Source organism: Pseudomonas sp. F(2018) (assembly GCF_005508865.1).
Lineage (GTDB): Bacteria > Pseudomonadota > Gammaproteobacteria > Pseudomonadales > Pseudomonadaceae > Aquipseudomonas.
Genome location: NZ_SCOM01000001.1, coordinates 761232 through 775664 on the forward strand (window position 1 = coordinate 761232; position 14433 = coordinate 775664).

General features: G+C 64.2%; 17 protein-coding genes. 15 read left to right on the plus strand and 2 right to left on the minus strand.

Annotated elements, in window-relative coordinates; translation table 11 throughout:
• Positions 1 to 47: 47 nt before the first annotated feature.
• The 8 genes from FFS62_RS03765 to FFS62_RS03800 are packed head-to-tail and all read left to right on the plus strand — an operon-like array spanning position 48 to position 7015.
• Positions 48 to 1535 carry a type II and III secretion system protein family protein gene (locus FFS62_RS03765; protein ID WP_137971465.1) on the plus strand — a complete coding sequence of 496 codons (1488 nt, stop codon included), beginning with the start codon at positions 48 to 50 and terminating at the stop codon, positions 1533 to 1535.
• A gap of 10 nt (positions 1536 to 1545) precedes the next feature.
• Positions 1546 to 3201, plus strand: coding sequence for an ATPase, T2SS/T4P/T4SS family (locus tag FFS62_RS03770; RefSeq protein ID WP_137971466.1), 1656 nt, complete (start codon positions 1546 to 1548; stop codon positions 3199 to 3201).
• A gap of 1 nt (position 3202) precedes the next feature.
• On the plus strand, positions 3203 to 4060 hold the full coding sequence (locus FFS62_RS03775; protein WP_137971467.1) for a type II secretion system F family protein: 858 nt from the start codon (positions 3203 to 3205) through the stop codon (positions 4058 to 4060).
• On the plus strand, positions 4060 to 4935 hold the full coding sequence (locus tag FFS62_RS03780) for a type II secretion system F family protein (protein WP_137971468.1): 876 nt from the start codon (positions 4060 to 4062) through the stop codon (positions 4933 to 4935). Before FFS62_RS03775 ends, FFS62_RS03780 begins: the two co-directional genes overlap by 1 nt.
• Entirely contained in the window at positions 4932 to 5297 is a 366-nt protein-coding gene (locus FFS62_RS03785) for a DUF192 domain-containing protein (RefSeq protein WP_218569268.1), read from the plus strand. Before FFS62_RS03780 ends, FFS62_RS03785 begins: the two co-directional genes overlap by 4 nt.
• Complete coding sequence (locus FFS62_RS03790) at positions 5285 to 5737, plus strand: tetratricopeptide repeat protein (RefSeq protein WP_137971469.1); 453 nt, start codon at positions 5285 to 5287, stop codon at positions 5735 to 5737. Before FFS62_RS03785 ends, FFS62_RS03790 begins: the two co-directional genes overlap by 13 nt.
• A 1-nt stretch (position 5738) precedes the next feature.
• The gene (locus FFS62_RS03795) at positions 5739 to 6425 is read left to right on the plus strand and encodes a TadE family protein (protein ID WP_137971470.1); all 687 of its coding nucleotides are present in this window, start codon (positions 5739 to 5741) and stop codon (positions 6423 to 6425) included.
• Between the two features lie 32 nt (positions 6426 to 6457).
• The gene (locus FFS62_RS03800; RefSeq protein WP_137971471.1) at positions 6458 to 7015 is read left to right on the plus strand and encodes a DUF4410 domain-containing protein; all 558 of its coding nucleotides are present in this window, start codon (positions 6458 to 6460) and stop codon (positions 7013 to 7015) included.
• Positions 7016 to 7068: 53 nt separating this feature from the next.
• On the opposite strand, the gene bfr is transcribed toward FFS62_RS03800, so the two are convergent.
• Positions 7069 to 7539 (minus strand): bacterioferritin, encoded by a 471-nt coding sequence (gene bfr / locus FFS62_RS03805; protein ID WP_137971472.1) that lies wholly within the window; start codon positions 7537 to 7539, stop codon positions 7069 to 7071.
• Between the two features lie 256 nt (positions 7540 to 7795).
• On the opposite strand from bfr, the gene FFS62_RS03810 reads away from it, so the two are divergent.
• The 3 genes from FFS62_RS03810 (at position 7796) to FFS62_RS03820 (ending at position 10025) form a co-directional block, all read left to right on the plus strand.
• Complete coding sequence (locus FFS62_RS03810) at positions 7796 to 8161, plus strand: DUF2784 domain-containing protein (protein ID WP_137971473.1); 366 nt, start codon at positions 7796 to 7798, stop codon at positions 8159 to 8161.
• A gap of 147 nt (positions 8162 to 8308) precedes the next feature.
• Positions 8309 to 9112, plus strand: coding sequence for a CBS domain-containing protein (locus tag FFS62_RS03815; protein ID WP_137971474.1), 804 nt, complete (start codon positions 8309 to 8311; stop codon positions 9110 to 9112).
• 103 nt (positions 9113 to 9215) lie between these two features.
• Positions 9216 to 10025 carry an SDR family oxidoreductase gene (locus tag FFS62_RS03820; RefSeq protein WP_137971475.1) on the plus strand — a complete coding sequence of 270 codons (810 nt, stop codon included), beginning with the start codon at positions 9216 to 9218 and terminating at the stop codon, positions 10023 to 10025.
• 58 nt (positions 10026 to 10083) lie between these two features.
• On the opposite strand, the gene rapA is transcribed toward FFS62_RS03820, so the two are convergent.
• Complete coding sequence (gene rapA / locus FFS62_RS03825; RefSeq protein ID WP_137971476.1) at positions 10084 to 12933, minus strand: RNA polymerase-associated protein RapA; 2850 nt, start codon at positions 12931 to 12933, stop codon at positions 10084 to 10086.
• Positions 12934 to 13099: 166 nt separating this feature from the next.
• Between rapA and FFS62_RS03830 the strand changes: the two genes are divergently transcribed.
• From FFS62_RS03830 to ccoM, 4 genes are all read left to right on the plus strand, one after another.
• Positions 13100 to 13399, plus strand: a complete 300-nt coding sequence (locus FFS62_RS03830) for an aspartate-semialdehyde dehydrogenase (RefSeq protein ID WP_137971477.1) — start codon at positions 13100 to 13102, stop codon at positions 13397 to 13399.
• A 5-nt stretch (positions 13400 to 13404) separates the two neighbouring features.
• The gene (locus FFS62_RS03835) at positions 13405 to 14007 is read left to right on the plus strand and encodes an alpha-ketoglutarate-dependent dioxygenase AlkB (protein WP_137971478.1); all 603 of its coding nucleotides are present in this window, start codon (positions 13405 to 13407) and stop codon (positions 14005 to 14007) included.
• The gene (locus tag FFS62_RS23140; RefSeq protein ID WP_171016260.1) at positions 14004 to 14156 is read left to right on the plus strand and encodes a hypothetical protein; all 153 of its coding nucleotides are present in this window, start codon (positions 14004 to 14006) and stop codon (positions 14154 to 14156) included. Before FFS62_RS03835 ends, FFS62_RS23140 begins: the two co-directional genes overlap by 4 nt.
• Before the next feature lie 143 nt (positions 14157 to 14299).
• The gene (gene ccoM, locus FFS62_RS23360) at positions 14300 to 14431 is read left to right on the plus strand and encodes a cytochrome c oxidase subunit CcoM (protein ID WP_256662106.1); all 132 of its coding nucleotides are present in this window, start codon (positions 14300 to 14302) and stop codon (positions 14429 to 14431) included.
• Positions 14432 to 14433 lie beyond the last annotated feature (2 nt).

The following is a 14433-nucleotide window of genomic DNA, read 5'->3' on the forward strand; positions in this document are numbered from 1 at the left end:
TGCCGCTCGATGAACAAGAAAGACGCTAGGGCCTCGAGACAATAACGATGAAAGTACGATTTCTTTTGCTGTTCATGGGGATGCTGGCCGTGCCGCTGGCCTCGGCAGAAAGCCTGCCGGCGCAGCTGACGCTGTACAAAGGTGATGTACGGGTGATCGAGGCGCCGGGCATCGAGCGCCTGGCGGTCGGTAACGTGGAACTGGTCAGTGCAACCCTCTTGAAGAACCAGGAGATGGTTCTTACTGCCGAGACCGAGGGTGAGACCACGGTGCAGGCCTGGTTCACCGACGGCCATCGTGAGCAGATGGGCGTGGTGGTGGTTAAGGCCAACGGCTATCGCCAGGTTGGCGAACTGCGCGCCCTGCTTGGCGATATTCCTGGCCTGAAGATTCGCACCGTCGGCCGTCAGGTGGTGATGGAAGGGCGCTTGCACAGCCAGGACCTGCAGCGGGTCAAGGATGCGGTGAAGTTCTACGACAACGTGCTGGTGCTGGCCGAGGAGCAGAACGGCGCGGCCACCAAGTCCGACTCCGGTCTGATGCTGGAGGAGGTGCGCGCGATGCTCGGGCAGATTCCGGGCATTTCGATCAAGACCGTTGGCCGGCAGATCGTGGTGGACGGCGACCTCAACCAGATCGATATGGATCGCATCAAGCTACTGCAGGAGCGCTATCCGGATATGCTGGTGCTGGCCCAGCCGATGTCGCAGTTCGTCGCGCCGATGATTTATTTCGACGTGCGCATCACCGAGTTCGCCAAGGACGACGTCGAGGAGCTGGGCATCAACTGGAGCACCAGCATCAATGGCCCGAGCTTCGTGTTCTCCTCCGATCAGCGCAGCAACCGCTACTTCCGCGGCCAGTTCCCCAGCGACTCTGGCACCTTCGACGACCTCAACGAGGCGGTCGGCAATACCGGTACCAACGGCTACTGGGGCATCGCTACCGAGATCACCTCGCGCATCAACTTCCTGGAGAAGAATGGCTCGGCCCTGACGCTGGCCTCGCCACGTCTGTCCGCGCGTAGTGGCGGTGTGGCCGAGCTGACCGTCGGCGGTGAGGTGCCGGTGGTGACCAGCAGCATCAACGGCCCCTCGGTGGAGTACAAGGAGTTCGGCATCATCCTCAACATCTCGCCGCAGATCTACGGCAGCGACCGGGTCGCGGCCAAGGTGATGGCCGAGATCAGCCAGCTGGACAAGGCCAACCAGGTGGGTGACTACCCGGCGTTCAAGACCCGCCGCACCGACAACGAAGTACAACTCAGGATCGGCGAGACCCTGGTGCTGTCAGGCCTGGTCAACAAGGACACCCAGCAGACCTACGAGGGCATCAAGTGGCTGCAGGACATCCCGGTGCTCGGCCCCTTCTTCCGCAACAAGAGCTTCAAGGGCGGCCAGACCGAGCTGGTGATTTTCATCACGCCGGAGCTGATGACCGGTGCCACCGCCACGGCCAACCAGCGTGAACTGGACCGTGCCGAGCGTATGCTCGGCGACTTCGAGAAAACGGTGAAGAAAGGTCTGCTGGACTGAGGAGCGACGGATGTTCGAGTTAGAAGTCAGCTACCGCAACGGCCAGCCGGTCGACAAGGTCACCTGTGCCGCCAGCCAATGCGAGCTGGGCAAGGCGCGTACCTGCATCCTGCGTCTGCGTGGCTGGCGGGTGGCGCCGGTGCATGCACGCATTGAGCGTTCCCTGGCCGGACTGTTTGTCGAGGATCTCAGTCGTGGTTACGAGCTGGAGGTCAACGGCAAGCTGGTGGGCCGCTACGGCCCGCTCAGCGAGAACGATCAGATCGGCATCGGCGGTTACTTGGTGCGGGTGCGCCCGCTGGTGGTCGAGACCGAGGACATGCCACCCAGCGACACCGATCTGCCGTTCAACGAGGAAGAGGCCGCCGGAGTGGTTACCCACGACCAGGCCGCTTATATGGAATGGTCCAAGTACATCCATGGCGAGCTGTTCCGTGCCATGGACCTGCGCCGCATGGACCTGGAGACCATGGCCCACGACGAGGTACGGGCCAAGCTGGCCGAACTGGTCGACGAGATCATGGAGCAGATCCGCGCGCGCCTGCCCAAGTGCATCGACTGCGCCGTGCTGCACAAGATAGTGCTGGACGAGGCGGTCGGTCTCGGCCCGTTGGAGGACTTGCTGGCCGACGAGAGCATCACCGAGATCATGGTCAACCGGCATGACGACATCTACGTCGAGCGCTCCGGTCGACTGGAGCGCTCCAGCATCAACTTCAGCTCCGACGCCACCGTGATGGCGACCATCGAGCGGATCATCTCACCGCTCGGCCGCCGCATCGATGAAAGCTCGCCGATGGTGGATGCGCGCCTCAAGGACGGCTCGCGGGTCAACGCCATCATCCCGCCGCTGGCGCTCAAGGGTCCCTGCCTGACCATCCGTAAGTTCTCCCAGCACAAGCTCACTACCGACGACCTGATCCGCTATGGCTCGATCAACGAGCCCATGGTGACTTTCCTGCGCACGGCGGTTGAGCAGCGCCTCAATGTGGTGGTGTCCGGCGGTACCGGTTCGGGCAAGACCACGTTGCTGAATATCCTGTCCAACTTCATCCCGCCGGAGGAGCGGGTGGTGACCGTGGAAGACGCCGCCGAGTTGAAGCTGGTGCAGCCCCACGTGGTGTCGCTGGAGTCGCGTCCGGCGAACATGGAGGGCAAGGGCCAGGTGGCCATCCGCGATCTGGTGCGCAACTGCCTGCGGATGCGCCCGGACCGCATCGTGGTCGGCGAGTGCCGGGGCGGCGAGGCGCTGGACATGCTGCAGGCGATGAACACCGGCCACGACGGCTCGCTGACCACAGGCCACGCCAACTCACCGCGCGACATGTTGCGCCGCCTGGAGGTGATGGTGCTGATGGCGGGGATGGATCTGCCGGTGCAGGCGATTCGCGAGCAGATCGCCTCGGCGGTGCACATCATCGTGCAGCAGACCCGCTTCGGCGACGGCTCACGGCGCATCACCAGCATTACCGAGATCACCGGCATGGAGCAGGGCACCATTCTGCTCAACGAGATCTTCCGCTTCCGCCAGCAGGGCTTCGACCAGAACGGCCGGGTCAAGGGGCGTTACCTGGCCACCGGGCAGGTGCCGGAGTTCTACGAGGAGCTGCGCAGCCGCGGCATCCCGGTGGACATGAGCATCTTCAAGAGCGATCAGGAGGTCTGACATGGGCGGGCTGATGCTGATCCTCAGCGTGGCGGCGATCGCCCTCTGCGTCTTCTGCCTGGCGCTGATCTTCGGCCGGGTGATCCTGGCCAACATGGGCTTCTACCGTCGCCAGTTCAGCGCCAGCGCCGAGGTGGAGCTGGCCGACATGTTCATCTTCGCCAGTGGCCAGCAGCTGTTCATCTTCAACCTGATGCTGCTGGCGTTCGTGCCGCTGTTTCTGCACGTGCTGTTCGACATCCTCGTGATCACCGTTGCCGGCGCGATTCTCACGCTGTTCGTCCCGGGCATGTTCTTCCGCATGCTCAAGCGCAAGCGCCTGATGAAGTTCGAGGAGCAACTGCCGGATGCCTTCATGCTGCTGTCCAGCAGCCTGCAGTCCGGCGCCAGCCTGAACATGGCGCTGGAGAACGTGGTGCAACAGTCTCCGGCACCTCTCAACCAGGAGTTCGGCCTGCTGGTGAAGAAGCTGCGTCTGGGTGTGACCCTGGAGGACGCCCTGGTGAAGATGGAGGAACGCATCCCGCTGCCGTCCTTCATCATGGCCAGCTCGGCCGTGCGCATCAGCCGTGAAGTGGGCGGCAACCTGGTGGAGACCATCAACGGCATGGCCACCATGCTGCGGCGCAAGAAGGTCATGGAGGGCAAGATCGATAGCCTGACTTCCCAGGGCCGCGCTCAAGGCATCTTCATGGCCATGCTGCCGATCTTCCTCGCCGGCATTCTCAGTGCCATCGAGCCGGAGGCCATGAGTCAGCTCTACACCACACGCATGGGCCTGATGGTGCTGGCGGTGATGGTGGTGATGGAAGTGCTCGGCTTCGTCTTTATCAAGAAAATCACCCGGATCGACGCCTGATGAGCGAGCTACTTGCCTTGTTGAGCGGCGCCGGCACCGGCGTCGCGGTCACCTGCTCGATCCTGGTGTTCATGGCACTGTTCCGCTACCTGCCGGACGAAAACCGCTCCTACATGGACCCGGTGCCGCCGCTGATGAAACCGATCTGGCCGCTGGTGCGTCTGGTCTCCTATTTCATCGGCTCGATGCTGCCGCCCAAGTTCCTCGACTGGCTGGACAAGCGTCTGCAGCGCACCGGGGCGCTCTACGTGCTGACCCCGGAAGACTACTTCGGTCTCTGTGTGTCCCTGGCCATCCTGCTGCCGCTGATTGCCTTGCTGCCAATGGTCAGTGGCAAGAGCGGGGTGATGTGGTCGGTACTGCTGTTGATGTTCGCCCTGGGCGCCGTGTTGCCCGAGCTATGGATCAACGACACGCGCAACCGTCGCGACCGCGACATCGTGCGCAACCTGCCGGTGTTCCTCGAATACCTGACCATGTGCGTAGACGCTGGCCTCAACTTTCTCGGCGCCCTGCAGCAGGCGGTGGAGAAGGGCCCCAACGGCGCGATGAAGAACGAGTTCCGCATCGTTCTGCGTGATATCCGTTCCGGCCTGCCGCGTGCCGAGGCTCTCACGCGCATGGAGCAGCGGGTCAACCTGAAGGACATCGCCACCTTCGTCCGCGCAGTGGTGCAGGCCGAGAAGATGGGCTCCAGCCTCAAGTCGACCCTGCAGATCCAGGCCCAGCAGCGCCTCGAAGAGCGCTTCCAGCGTGCGGAGAAGACCGCCATGCAGGCGCCGGTGAAGCTGATCATCCCGCTGATCCTGTTCATCTTCCCTCTGACCTTCGTGATCCTGCTGTTCCCGATCGCGGTCAAGTTCATGGCGCAATGACGATGAAAGCGGGATATCGCGCGGTACAGGTGCAGAGAGAGGGCGGGGCGATTGCCGAGCTGCATCTGCTGGCCGCCTTCGACATGCTGCGCCGCGCCCGCGGCCTGCTCGGGCGACCGCAGCCATTGCCCGGCCAGGGCATCTGGCTCAAGCCCTGCAATGCCGTACATTGCTGGTTCATGGGCTACGCCATCGATGTGTTGTTTCTCGATGGCGAAGGGCGCGTGCTCAAGCTCTGCTCGCAGCTTCGGCCCTGGCGCATAGCGGCCTGTCGCGGTGCGCGCAGTGTGGTGGAACTGGCCGCGGGCGAAGCGGCGAGGCTGAAGATTGGTGAGGGGGATGTGATCATATGCGTGGCCTGATTATCTGCGGCTTGTTGTTGGCACTGACCGGCTGCGCCGGCATGCCGAGTGGCGATCTGCTGGAAGTGCAGCGTGAGGCGAACGCGGCCTACAACGAAGGCGATTTTGCCCGCTCCACTCGCGGCTATCGCGCCCTGGTCGAGGAGCTGCCTCAGGATGCCGAGGTGCGCTATCGCCTGGGCAACAGCCTGGCCAAGCAGGGGGATGTGGAGGGTGCCATGCAGGCCTACCGCGAGGCGGTGGTGCGCGACTCCAAGCATGCCAAGGCCTGGCACAACCTGATCTATCTGCAGCTGCAGGGGGTCGGCCACACGGTGGCGGAGATGTACCTGCACATCAACCGCGACGATCCACGCGTCGCCCCAGTGGCACAGAAGGCCGAGGCGGTGATGCAGGCCTTCGACGTGCCTCTCCAGCCGCTGGATCGCCAGGAGCCCTGAGATGAGCCCACGCAATCAGCATGGTCAGGCCTTGGTGGAGTACGTCATCGTGCTGCCGGTGCTGGTCATGCTGATCTTCGGCACCATCCAGGCGGCCTTCATCTATTCGGCGAAGAACACTCTCAACTTCGCCACCTTCCAGGCTGCACGTCTGGGGGCGGTGAACAGTGCCAAGTACGACGATATCCGCCGCGGCCTGATTCGCGGCATGACGCCGATGTTCGTCCACCACAACACTGATGAGAGCAAGGACCTGGCCAATATCGAGGCGGGTGCCGAAGTGGACAACTTCATGCTGGTTACCCGTATCAGCCCCAATCTGGGTGACTTCAGCGCCTATGGCGAGTTCGATGCAGACGAATCGGACTACGCCATACCCAACGACAACCTGATGTATCGCCCCGGTACCGGCATCCAGGACGCCAACCTGCTGAAGATTCGCGTGCAGTACTGCCTGAAGCTGGTGGTGCCGATTGTCGATCGTCTGCTCAGCGCTGCCTCGAGCTTCAACAGCTCCGGCACCGAGGGCAGCTTCAGCGAGGCTTCGCGGGCTGCTGTCGACAACTATGCGGACATCTGCCAGGCCGGCCGGCGCGGTATCGTCATTACCTCCGAAGCCATGGTGCGCATGCAGTCGCCGGCACTGGCCGATGGTGATGCCTGTGGCTCGGATATGAACTGCCTGTGAACAACTCACCCGCCATCAAACAAGGAGCCGCCATGCGCGCCACGATCACGATGCTTGCCGTTGCCCTGCTGACCGGTTGTGCCGCTCAGGTGGATACCAGCGCCACCTCGGGCGATCTGATCATCGACAAGCCGGCCAGGCGCAATGTGCTGGTCAGCCTGAATGGCAGTGAGCAGGCCGAGAGCAACGAAAGTTGGCAGGACCTGCGCCATTCCCTGCACTCGAACCTCGACGACCAGGCCTTCCATTCGCTCTACCGCATGACCCATGTGGCCGAGCGGCGGACCATCGACGTTCCCGGTGTGCTGGTTAGCGTGGACGTGACCAACTTCCGCTACCTGAGCCAGATTCGCCGCAGCTTTCTCGGTCCGACCACCGGCAACGCCTGGGTCGACGCCAAGGTGGCCTTCTACGATCTGCAGTCGGGAGAGCTGCTGGGCAACCGTACCTACCGGACCACCTCGTCCGGCTGGGGCACCTTCTTCTCCAACATGACCGAACGCCAGGTGCAGGCGCTATCGGCGAAGATCATCGACGAGATCATGCAGGCCGACGAGCCACCCTACGTGGCGGCAAATGCGAAGCCCTAAAGGCAGAAACGAAAAAGCCCCGTATTGGCGGGGCTTTTTTGTTGGCGATGGGCTTATTCGTCCATCTGCGACTGCAGGTAGTTCTCCAGGCCGACCTTGTCGATCAGGCCCAGCTGGGTTTCCAGCCAGTCGATGTGCTCTTCCTCGGATTCGAGGATGTCTTCCAGCAGCTCGCGGGTGCCGTAGTCGCCGACGCTCTCGCAGTAGGCGATGGCGGCTTTCAGGTCGGGTACCGCGGATTGCTCCAGTTTGAGGTCGCAGCTCAGCATTTCCTTGGTGTTTTCGCCGATCATCAGCTTGCCCAGGTCCTGCAGGTTGGGCAGGCCTTCGAGGAAGAGGATGCGCTTGATCAGCTTGTCCGCATGCTTCATCTCGTCGATCGACTCGTGATACTCGTGCTCGCCGAGTTTCTTCAGGCCCCAGTCTTCGTACATGCGTGCATGCAGGAAGTACTGGTTGATCGCCACCAACTCATTGCCGAGGATCTTGTTCAGATGCTGAATGACCTTCTTGTCGCCTTTCATGATGCGCCTCGCCCTGAGTGGTGATGGTTGGATACGGCTGGATAGGCTTGAAGTTTGCGCCTGAAGTTGCTTTCGGTCAAATATAAGTCGTTGAATTATATAAAAAAATTAATATAAATAAGAATGTTTAGCTTCCGCGTTTTGGCGCTAACTCATTGATATATGGCGATAAAGATTGGGCGGCTGTTTAATGGCGCCGAGTCTGCTCGCCGAATATTTCACGAGGCGGGCGCAACAGGCTGTTGGAGAGAATGAAATGCTGTTGCGATTGGCCGCCGACGCGGTCGTGGTGGTGCACCTGTTGTTCATCTTGTTCGTGCTCGGCGGCGGCCTGCTGGTGCTGCGCTGGCCGCGCCTGGCGTTCTTGCATCTGCCGGCAGCGGCCTGGGGCGTGGCAGTGGAACTGCTGCACCTGTATTGCCCGCTGACACCGCTGGAGAACCAGCTGCGCCAGGCGGCAGGGCAGGCCGGTTATGACGGTGGCTTCGTCGAACACTATCTGATCCCGCTGATCTACCCGGCCGGGCTGACGCCGCAGATCCAGCTGTGGCTCGGCGCGGTGGTGCTGGCGATCAACGTGCCGGTCTATCTGTGGCTGCTCTGGCGCGTGCTACGGCGCTGAGCGGAGCGGTTATCGCGAACTGCTCTAACGCAAGGGTTCCGCAGGCCTAGCTTTACAACTGTGGTACCCGTTTTGCACTTGCCGTGGCACGCCGGAGGAGGCGTGTCGGGTGCGGGTTGAACCCCGGATCGGCAAGGAGCGCACGCCATGCAAGCCTCAACCATCCTCTTTCTGCTGATTGCCGGCGCGGTGCTGGTGGCCGGCTCGTTGCTGCTGCGGGTGTTCTCCGCCGGCAAGTACGAGATCAAGACCATCGACCTGGTGTTCCTGGTCATCCCGCTGCTGGTGGTGGCGCTGGCCACCGGCAAGCTCAAGGGCATCGACATGTTCGGGGTCAAAGCCGACCTCAGCGAGCTGCTGGCCGATGCCGCCCAGGGCAAGATCAAGGAGCAGGTGGCGCCGGCCAAGCAGCTGACCGTGCAGGACGCCGTGCAGGTGGTGCAGATGGCCGGCAAGGGCGGCATCAACGAGCTGCGCGTGCTGATCGAGAGGCGCATCGAGGCCCTGGAGCTGCGCCTGGGCCATGGCGGCTACTACGGCGAGGCACTGAAGACCTACCTTGAGTCGCTGTCCGGCAGTTCCTACCTGCGTGTGGTGGTGGTCAACCGGCCGGACGGCAAGCTGTTCGGCATGTTCAATGCGGCCAATCTGATTGGCTATCTGCGGGTGGCCGATCAGGCTGGCTATCAGCAGTTCGAGCGCCTGCTCAACAGCAGCGACGCGGCCAGCTGGGATGAGCTGAGCAAGCTGCCGGGCTTCGTCGGCGTGCAGTCGGCGGTGGCCAGCAGCACTTCGCGGCGCGAGGCGCTGGAGCGCATGGAGCAGCTGCGTACCGACAGCCTGCCGGTGATCAATGCTGAGGGCTTCTTCATGGGCACGGTGGAGCGCAGCAAGCTCACCGCCAGCCTGATCCTGGCGGTGACCCAGCGCTTGGACGGTCAGACGCCCTGAGGACGTTTGTGACCCGTCATTCAGCCGCCTGATTCAGTGCCGCCGCGCGGGATGCCTTGGCTACACTCGGCCCAACTTCACCACAGAACAAAGGCAAAGCAGTATGCAGAACCGCATGATGATCACCGGCGCTGGCTCCGGTCTGGGACGCGAGATCGCCCTGCGTTGGGCCCGTGAAGGCTGGCGCCTGGCGCTGTGCGACGTCAACGAACCCGGCCTGGCGGAAACCCTCAAGCTGGTGCGCGAGGCCGGCGGCGATGGCTTCACCCTGCGCTGCGACGTGCGCGATTACAGCCAGCTGACCGCCGTGGCACAGGCCTGCGAGGAGCGCTTCGGCGGCCTCGACGTGCTAGTCAACAACGCCGGCGTGGCGGCCGGTGGCTTCTTCGCCGACCTCAGCCTGGAAGACTGGGACTGGCAGCTGTCGATCAACCTGATGGGCGTGATCAAGGGCTGCAAGGCCTTCCTGCCGCTGCTGCGTGCCAGCAAGGGCAAGATCATCAACATCGCCTCCATGGCGGCGCTGATGCAGGGCCCGGCGATGAGCAACTACAACGTGGCCAAGGCCGGTGTGGTGGCGCTCTCGGAGAGCCTGCTGATCGAACTCAAGCCCGAGGACGTGGCGGTGCACGTGGTCTGCCCGTCGTTCTTCCAGACCAACCTGCTGGACTCGTTCCGTGGCCCGACCCCGGAGATGAAGCAGCAGGTCGGCAAGCTGCTGGAAGGCAGCCCGATCAGCGCCGCGGACATCGCCGCCTATGTCTACGACGAAGTGGCCAAGGGCGAGTTCATGATCCTGCCCCACGAGCAGGGCCGTATGGCCTGGGCGATCAAGCGCCAGCAACCGCAGGTCATCTACGACGAGATGACCAAGATGTGCGAGAAGATGCGCGCCAAGATCGGCGGCGCCTGAGTCGCGCGGCAATGAAAAAGGGCAGCCGAGGCTGCCCTTTTTGGTTTTGCCGAACAGGTCAGCCGGCCACCAGCACCCGGATCGCCTCCAGACGCAGGGCCGCCTTGTCGAGGAAGGCCAGGCCGCTCTCGCGCTGCTTGCGCAGGGCCTCGATCTCGCTGCTGCGCACCGTCGGGTTGACTGCCTGCAGGGCGGTCATGCGCGCTATTTCCTCGTCCAGGGTCGCGGTGAAGCGCTGGCGCGCCTCGCTCACCCGCTCGTTGTGGCGCGGTGCGATCTTCGCCTCGGCGGCGTTGATCTGCTTGGACAGCACGTCGCGCTGGGCCTGCACGAACTTGTTGGCGCTGGCGCGCGGCACGGTCTCCAGCTGGTCGTTGAGGGTGTCGAAGGCGACCTTGCTGGCCAGGTCGTTGCCGTTCGGATCGAGCAGGCTGCGCAGCGCCACCGGTGGCAGGAAGCGGCCCAGCTGCAGCGCCTTGGGCGCCACCACTTCGCTGACGTAGAGCAGCTCCAGCAGCACGGTGCCGGGCTTGAGCGCCTTGTTCTTGATCAGCGCCACGGCGGTGTTGCCCATCGAGCCGGACAGCACCAGGTCCATGCCGCCCTGCACCATGGGGTGTTCCCAGGTGAGGAACTGCATGTCTTCGCGGGCCAGGGCCTGGTTGCGGTCGTAGGTGACGGTCACCGCCTCGTCGTCGCCGAGGGGGAAGCTGGCATCCAGCATCTTCTCGCTGGGGCGCAGCACCAGGGCGTTCTCGGAGTGGTCCTCGCTGTCGATGCCGAAGGCGTCGAACAGCTCTTCCATGTAGATCGGCAGGGCGAACTGGTCGTCCTGCTCGTGGATTTCCTCGACCAGGCGCTCGCCTTCGCCGGCACCGCCGGAGTTGAGTTCCAGCAGGCGGTCGCGACCGCTGTGCAGCTCGCCTTCGAGACGCAAACGCTCGGCGCGGGCCTCGTCCAGCAGGGCCTGCCAGGCCTTGTCGCCGTTGCTTTCCAGCAGTGCCAGCAGGCGCGGGCCGAACTGATGCTGCAGGGCGTTGCCGGTGGGGCAGGTATTGAGGAAGGCGTTCAGCGCCTGGTGGTACCACTGGAACAGGTGGGCTTGGGGGCTGCCTTCCAGGTAGGGCACGTGCAGCTGGATGGTGTGCTTCTGGCCGATCCGGTCGAGGCGGCCGATGCGCTGCTCCAGCAGGTCCGGGTGGGCCGGCAGGTCGAACAGCACCAGGTGGTGGCTGAACTGGAAGTTGCGGCCCTCGGAGCCGATCTCGGAGCAGATCAGCACCTGGGCGCCGAACTCTTCATCGGCGAAGTAGGCGGCGGCGCGGTCGCGCTCGAGGATGCTCATGCCCTCGTGGAACACCGTGGCCGGGATGCCGGAGCGCACGCGCAGGGCGTCCTCCAGGTCCATGGCGGTCTCGGCGTGGGCGCAGATCACCAGCACCTTGAACTTCTTGAGCATCTTCAGGGTGTCGATCAGCCAGTCGACGCGCGGATCGAAGCGCCACCAGGCCTCGTCTTCGCCCTGGGCCTGGTAGCTGACTTCCGGGTACAGCTCGGCGTGCTCGCCGGGTTGCAGGTCGGCGTACTGGGTCGGACACGGCAGCGGATAGGGGTGCAGCTGGCGCTCGGGGAAGCCCTGCACGGCGGCGCGGGTGTTGCGCAGCAGCACGCGGCCGGTGCCGTGGCGGTCGAGCAGCTCGCGGATCAGGCGCGCGGCGGCCTCGCTGTCGCCATCGGTGACGGCGGCCAACAGCGCCTCGCCCTCGGCGCCGAGGAAGCGCGCGATGGTAGCGTGGGCCTGCTCGGACAGGCGGCCCTCGTCGAGCAGCTCCTGCACCGCCTCGGCGACCGGGCGGTAGTTGGCGCTCTCGGCGCGGAAGGCTTCCAGGTCATGGAAGCGGTCCGGGTCGAGCAGGCGCAGGCGCGCGAAGTGGCTTTCCAGGCCCAGCTGCTCGGGGGTGGCGGTGAGCAGCAGCACGCCGGGGATGGTTTCGGCCAGTTGCTCGACCAGGCGATATTCGTCGCTGGCCTTTTCCGGGTGCCACACCAGGTGGTGGGCCTCGTCGACCACCAGCAGGTCCCAGCCGGCGGCGAACGCGGCGTCCTGGGCCTTCTCGCTGTCCTTCAGCCATTCCAGGGAGACCAGCGCCAGCTGGGTATCCTCGAACGGGTTGCTGGCATCGCTCTCGGCGAAGCGCTCGGCGTCGAACAGGGCGACCTGCAGGTTGAAGCGCCGGCGCATCTCCACCAGCCACTGGTGCTGCAGGTTTTCCGGGACCAGGATCAGCACGCGGCTGGCACGACCGGAGAGCAGCTGACGGTGGATCACCAGGCCGGCCTCGATGGTCTTGCCCAGGCCCACTTCGTCGGCCAGCAGGACGCGCGGGGCCATGCGGTCGGCGACTTCGCGGGCGATATGCAACTGGTGGGCGATCGGCTGGGCGCGGGCGCCGCCCAGGCCCCAGAGGCTGGACTGCAGCAGGCGGCTCTGGTGTTCCAGGGTGTGGTAGCGCAGGGCGAACCAGTTCAGCGGGTCGATCTGCCCGGCGAACAGGCGGTCGCTGGCCAGGCGGAACTGGATGAAGTTGGACAGCTGGGTTTCCGGCAGGCTGTAGGGTTCGTGCTGGGCGTCGAAGCCGTGGTAGACCAGCAGGCCGTCGACATCCTCGACCTCCTGCACGGTGAGCTTCCAACCCTCGAAGTGGGTGATCTCGTCGCCCGGGGCGAAGCGCACGCGGGTCAGTGGAGCGTTGCGCAGGGCGTACTGGCGGGTCTCGCCGGTGGCCGGGTAGAGCACGGTGAGCAGACGGCCGTCGGAAGTGAGGATGGTGCCCAGGCCGAGTTCCGCCTCGCTGTCGCTGATCCAGCGTTGCCCCGGTTGGTACTGCACAATGCCACTACTTGCCATGAAATGCCCCAGCTGCGAAAAAAGCCGCGTATGTTAGCGGAACGCCGCGTCGAGGGCGACGCCCGCGGCTGAATCAATGCGTGCGGCCTGAGTCGAAAGTGTAGCGAGCGCCGGTTCAAGTTGAATGCCGTCCGGCCGACAGCAGAACTAAACACGGAGAGCACTGATGCTGCCGCCCATCCCCCACAGCCTGGTCCCGGTCACCGCCCAGCAGGACGTGGTCAAGCCGCGCCCGGAGATTCCGCCGGTGACGCCGACCAACGAGAGCTCCAACGAGGGCAAGGTGGAGCTGGACAAGCGGCACCCGCAAGAGGCCGAGGAGCTGCTGCGCGAGGAACAGCGCCGGCGCCAGCGCCGCGGCTATACCCCGGAGGAGTTGGCCGAGCTGGAAGCCCACAGCCCCGAAGAGGAAAAGCTGCTGGAAGAGCTGCCGCGCCAGGGCCTGTGGGTGGACGTGGAAGTCTGACCCGCGTGGACCTGTTCGATTCCCAAGTACTGCAACTGCCAGACGCCGAGCTGGATTTCCGTCCGCATTGGGTGGATGCCGCCACCGCCGACCAATGGCTGCAGCAACTGGCCGCCGAGACGCCCTGGGAGCAGCCGCGGCTGCTGATCCACGGCAAGCACTTTCCCGTGCCGCGTCTGCTGGCCTGGTATGGCGACCCCGAGGCCAGCTACCGCTATTCCGGCCTGCTGCATCAACCACTGCCGTGGACGCCGCTGCTGGCCGAGATTCGTGCGCGGGTCGAGGAGGTGGCCGGTCAGCCGTTCAATGGCGTGCTGCTCAATTTCTACCGCGACGGCAACGACTCCATGGGCTGGCATAGCGACGACGAATCCGTGCTGGGGCGCAATCCGCTGGTCGCCTCGCTCAACCTCGGCGGGCCGCGCCGTTTCGATCTGCGGCGCAAGGGCAGCGGGCGCATCGAGCATTCTTTGCAACTGGATAGCGGTTCGCTGCTGGTCATGGCCGGCGCAACGCAGCATCATTGGCAGCACCAGGTGGCGAAGACCCGCAAGCCGGTGGCGCCACGCATCAACCTCACTTTCCGCCTGATCCGGTCCCGACCATGAGCGACGACAAGCTGATCGACTTCACCGCAGAGCGCGGCAAGCGCATCCACGACCTGCACGACAAGAAGCTGGACGACATGCGCCAGGCCTTCGAGCAGGCCATGCCGCTCAAGGGCAAGAGCAAGTCCAAGCCAAAGAAGAAGCGCTGAGCTGCCGCGCGCGCCAGTAGCCATCCGCCTGCGGCGCCCTGTCGCGGCGCCCACCCCACCGGACATTGATCCGGATCAATTCCCGCCGCCACGCCTCCTCTAATCTGAGCCCATCACGACACGGCACAGCTCAGGAGGCAGCCATGTTCCTCGATACCGTAGTTCTCGCCGGCATCGGCACAGTCGCCCTGATGGTCGCCTTCTTCGGCGGCGTCGGTCTCTTCATCTGGAAGGATTCGCACAAGAAGGCCAAGGCAATCGCCAAGGCTGAGTGATC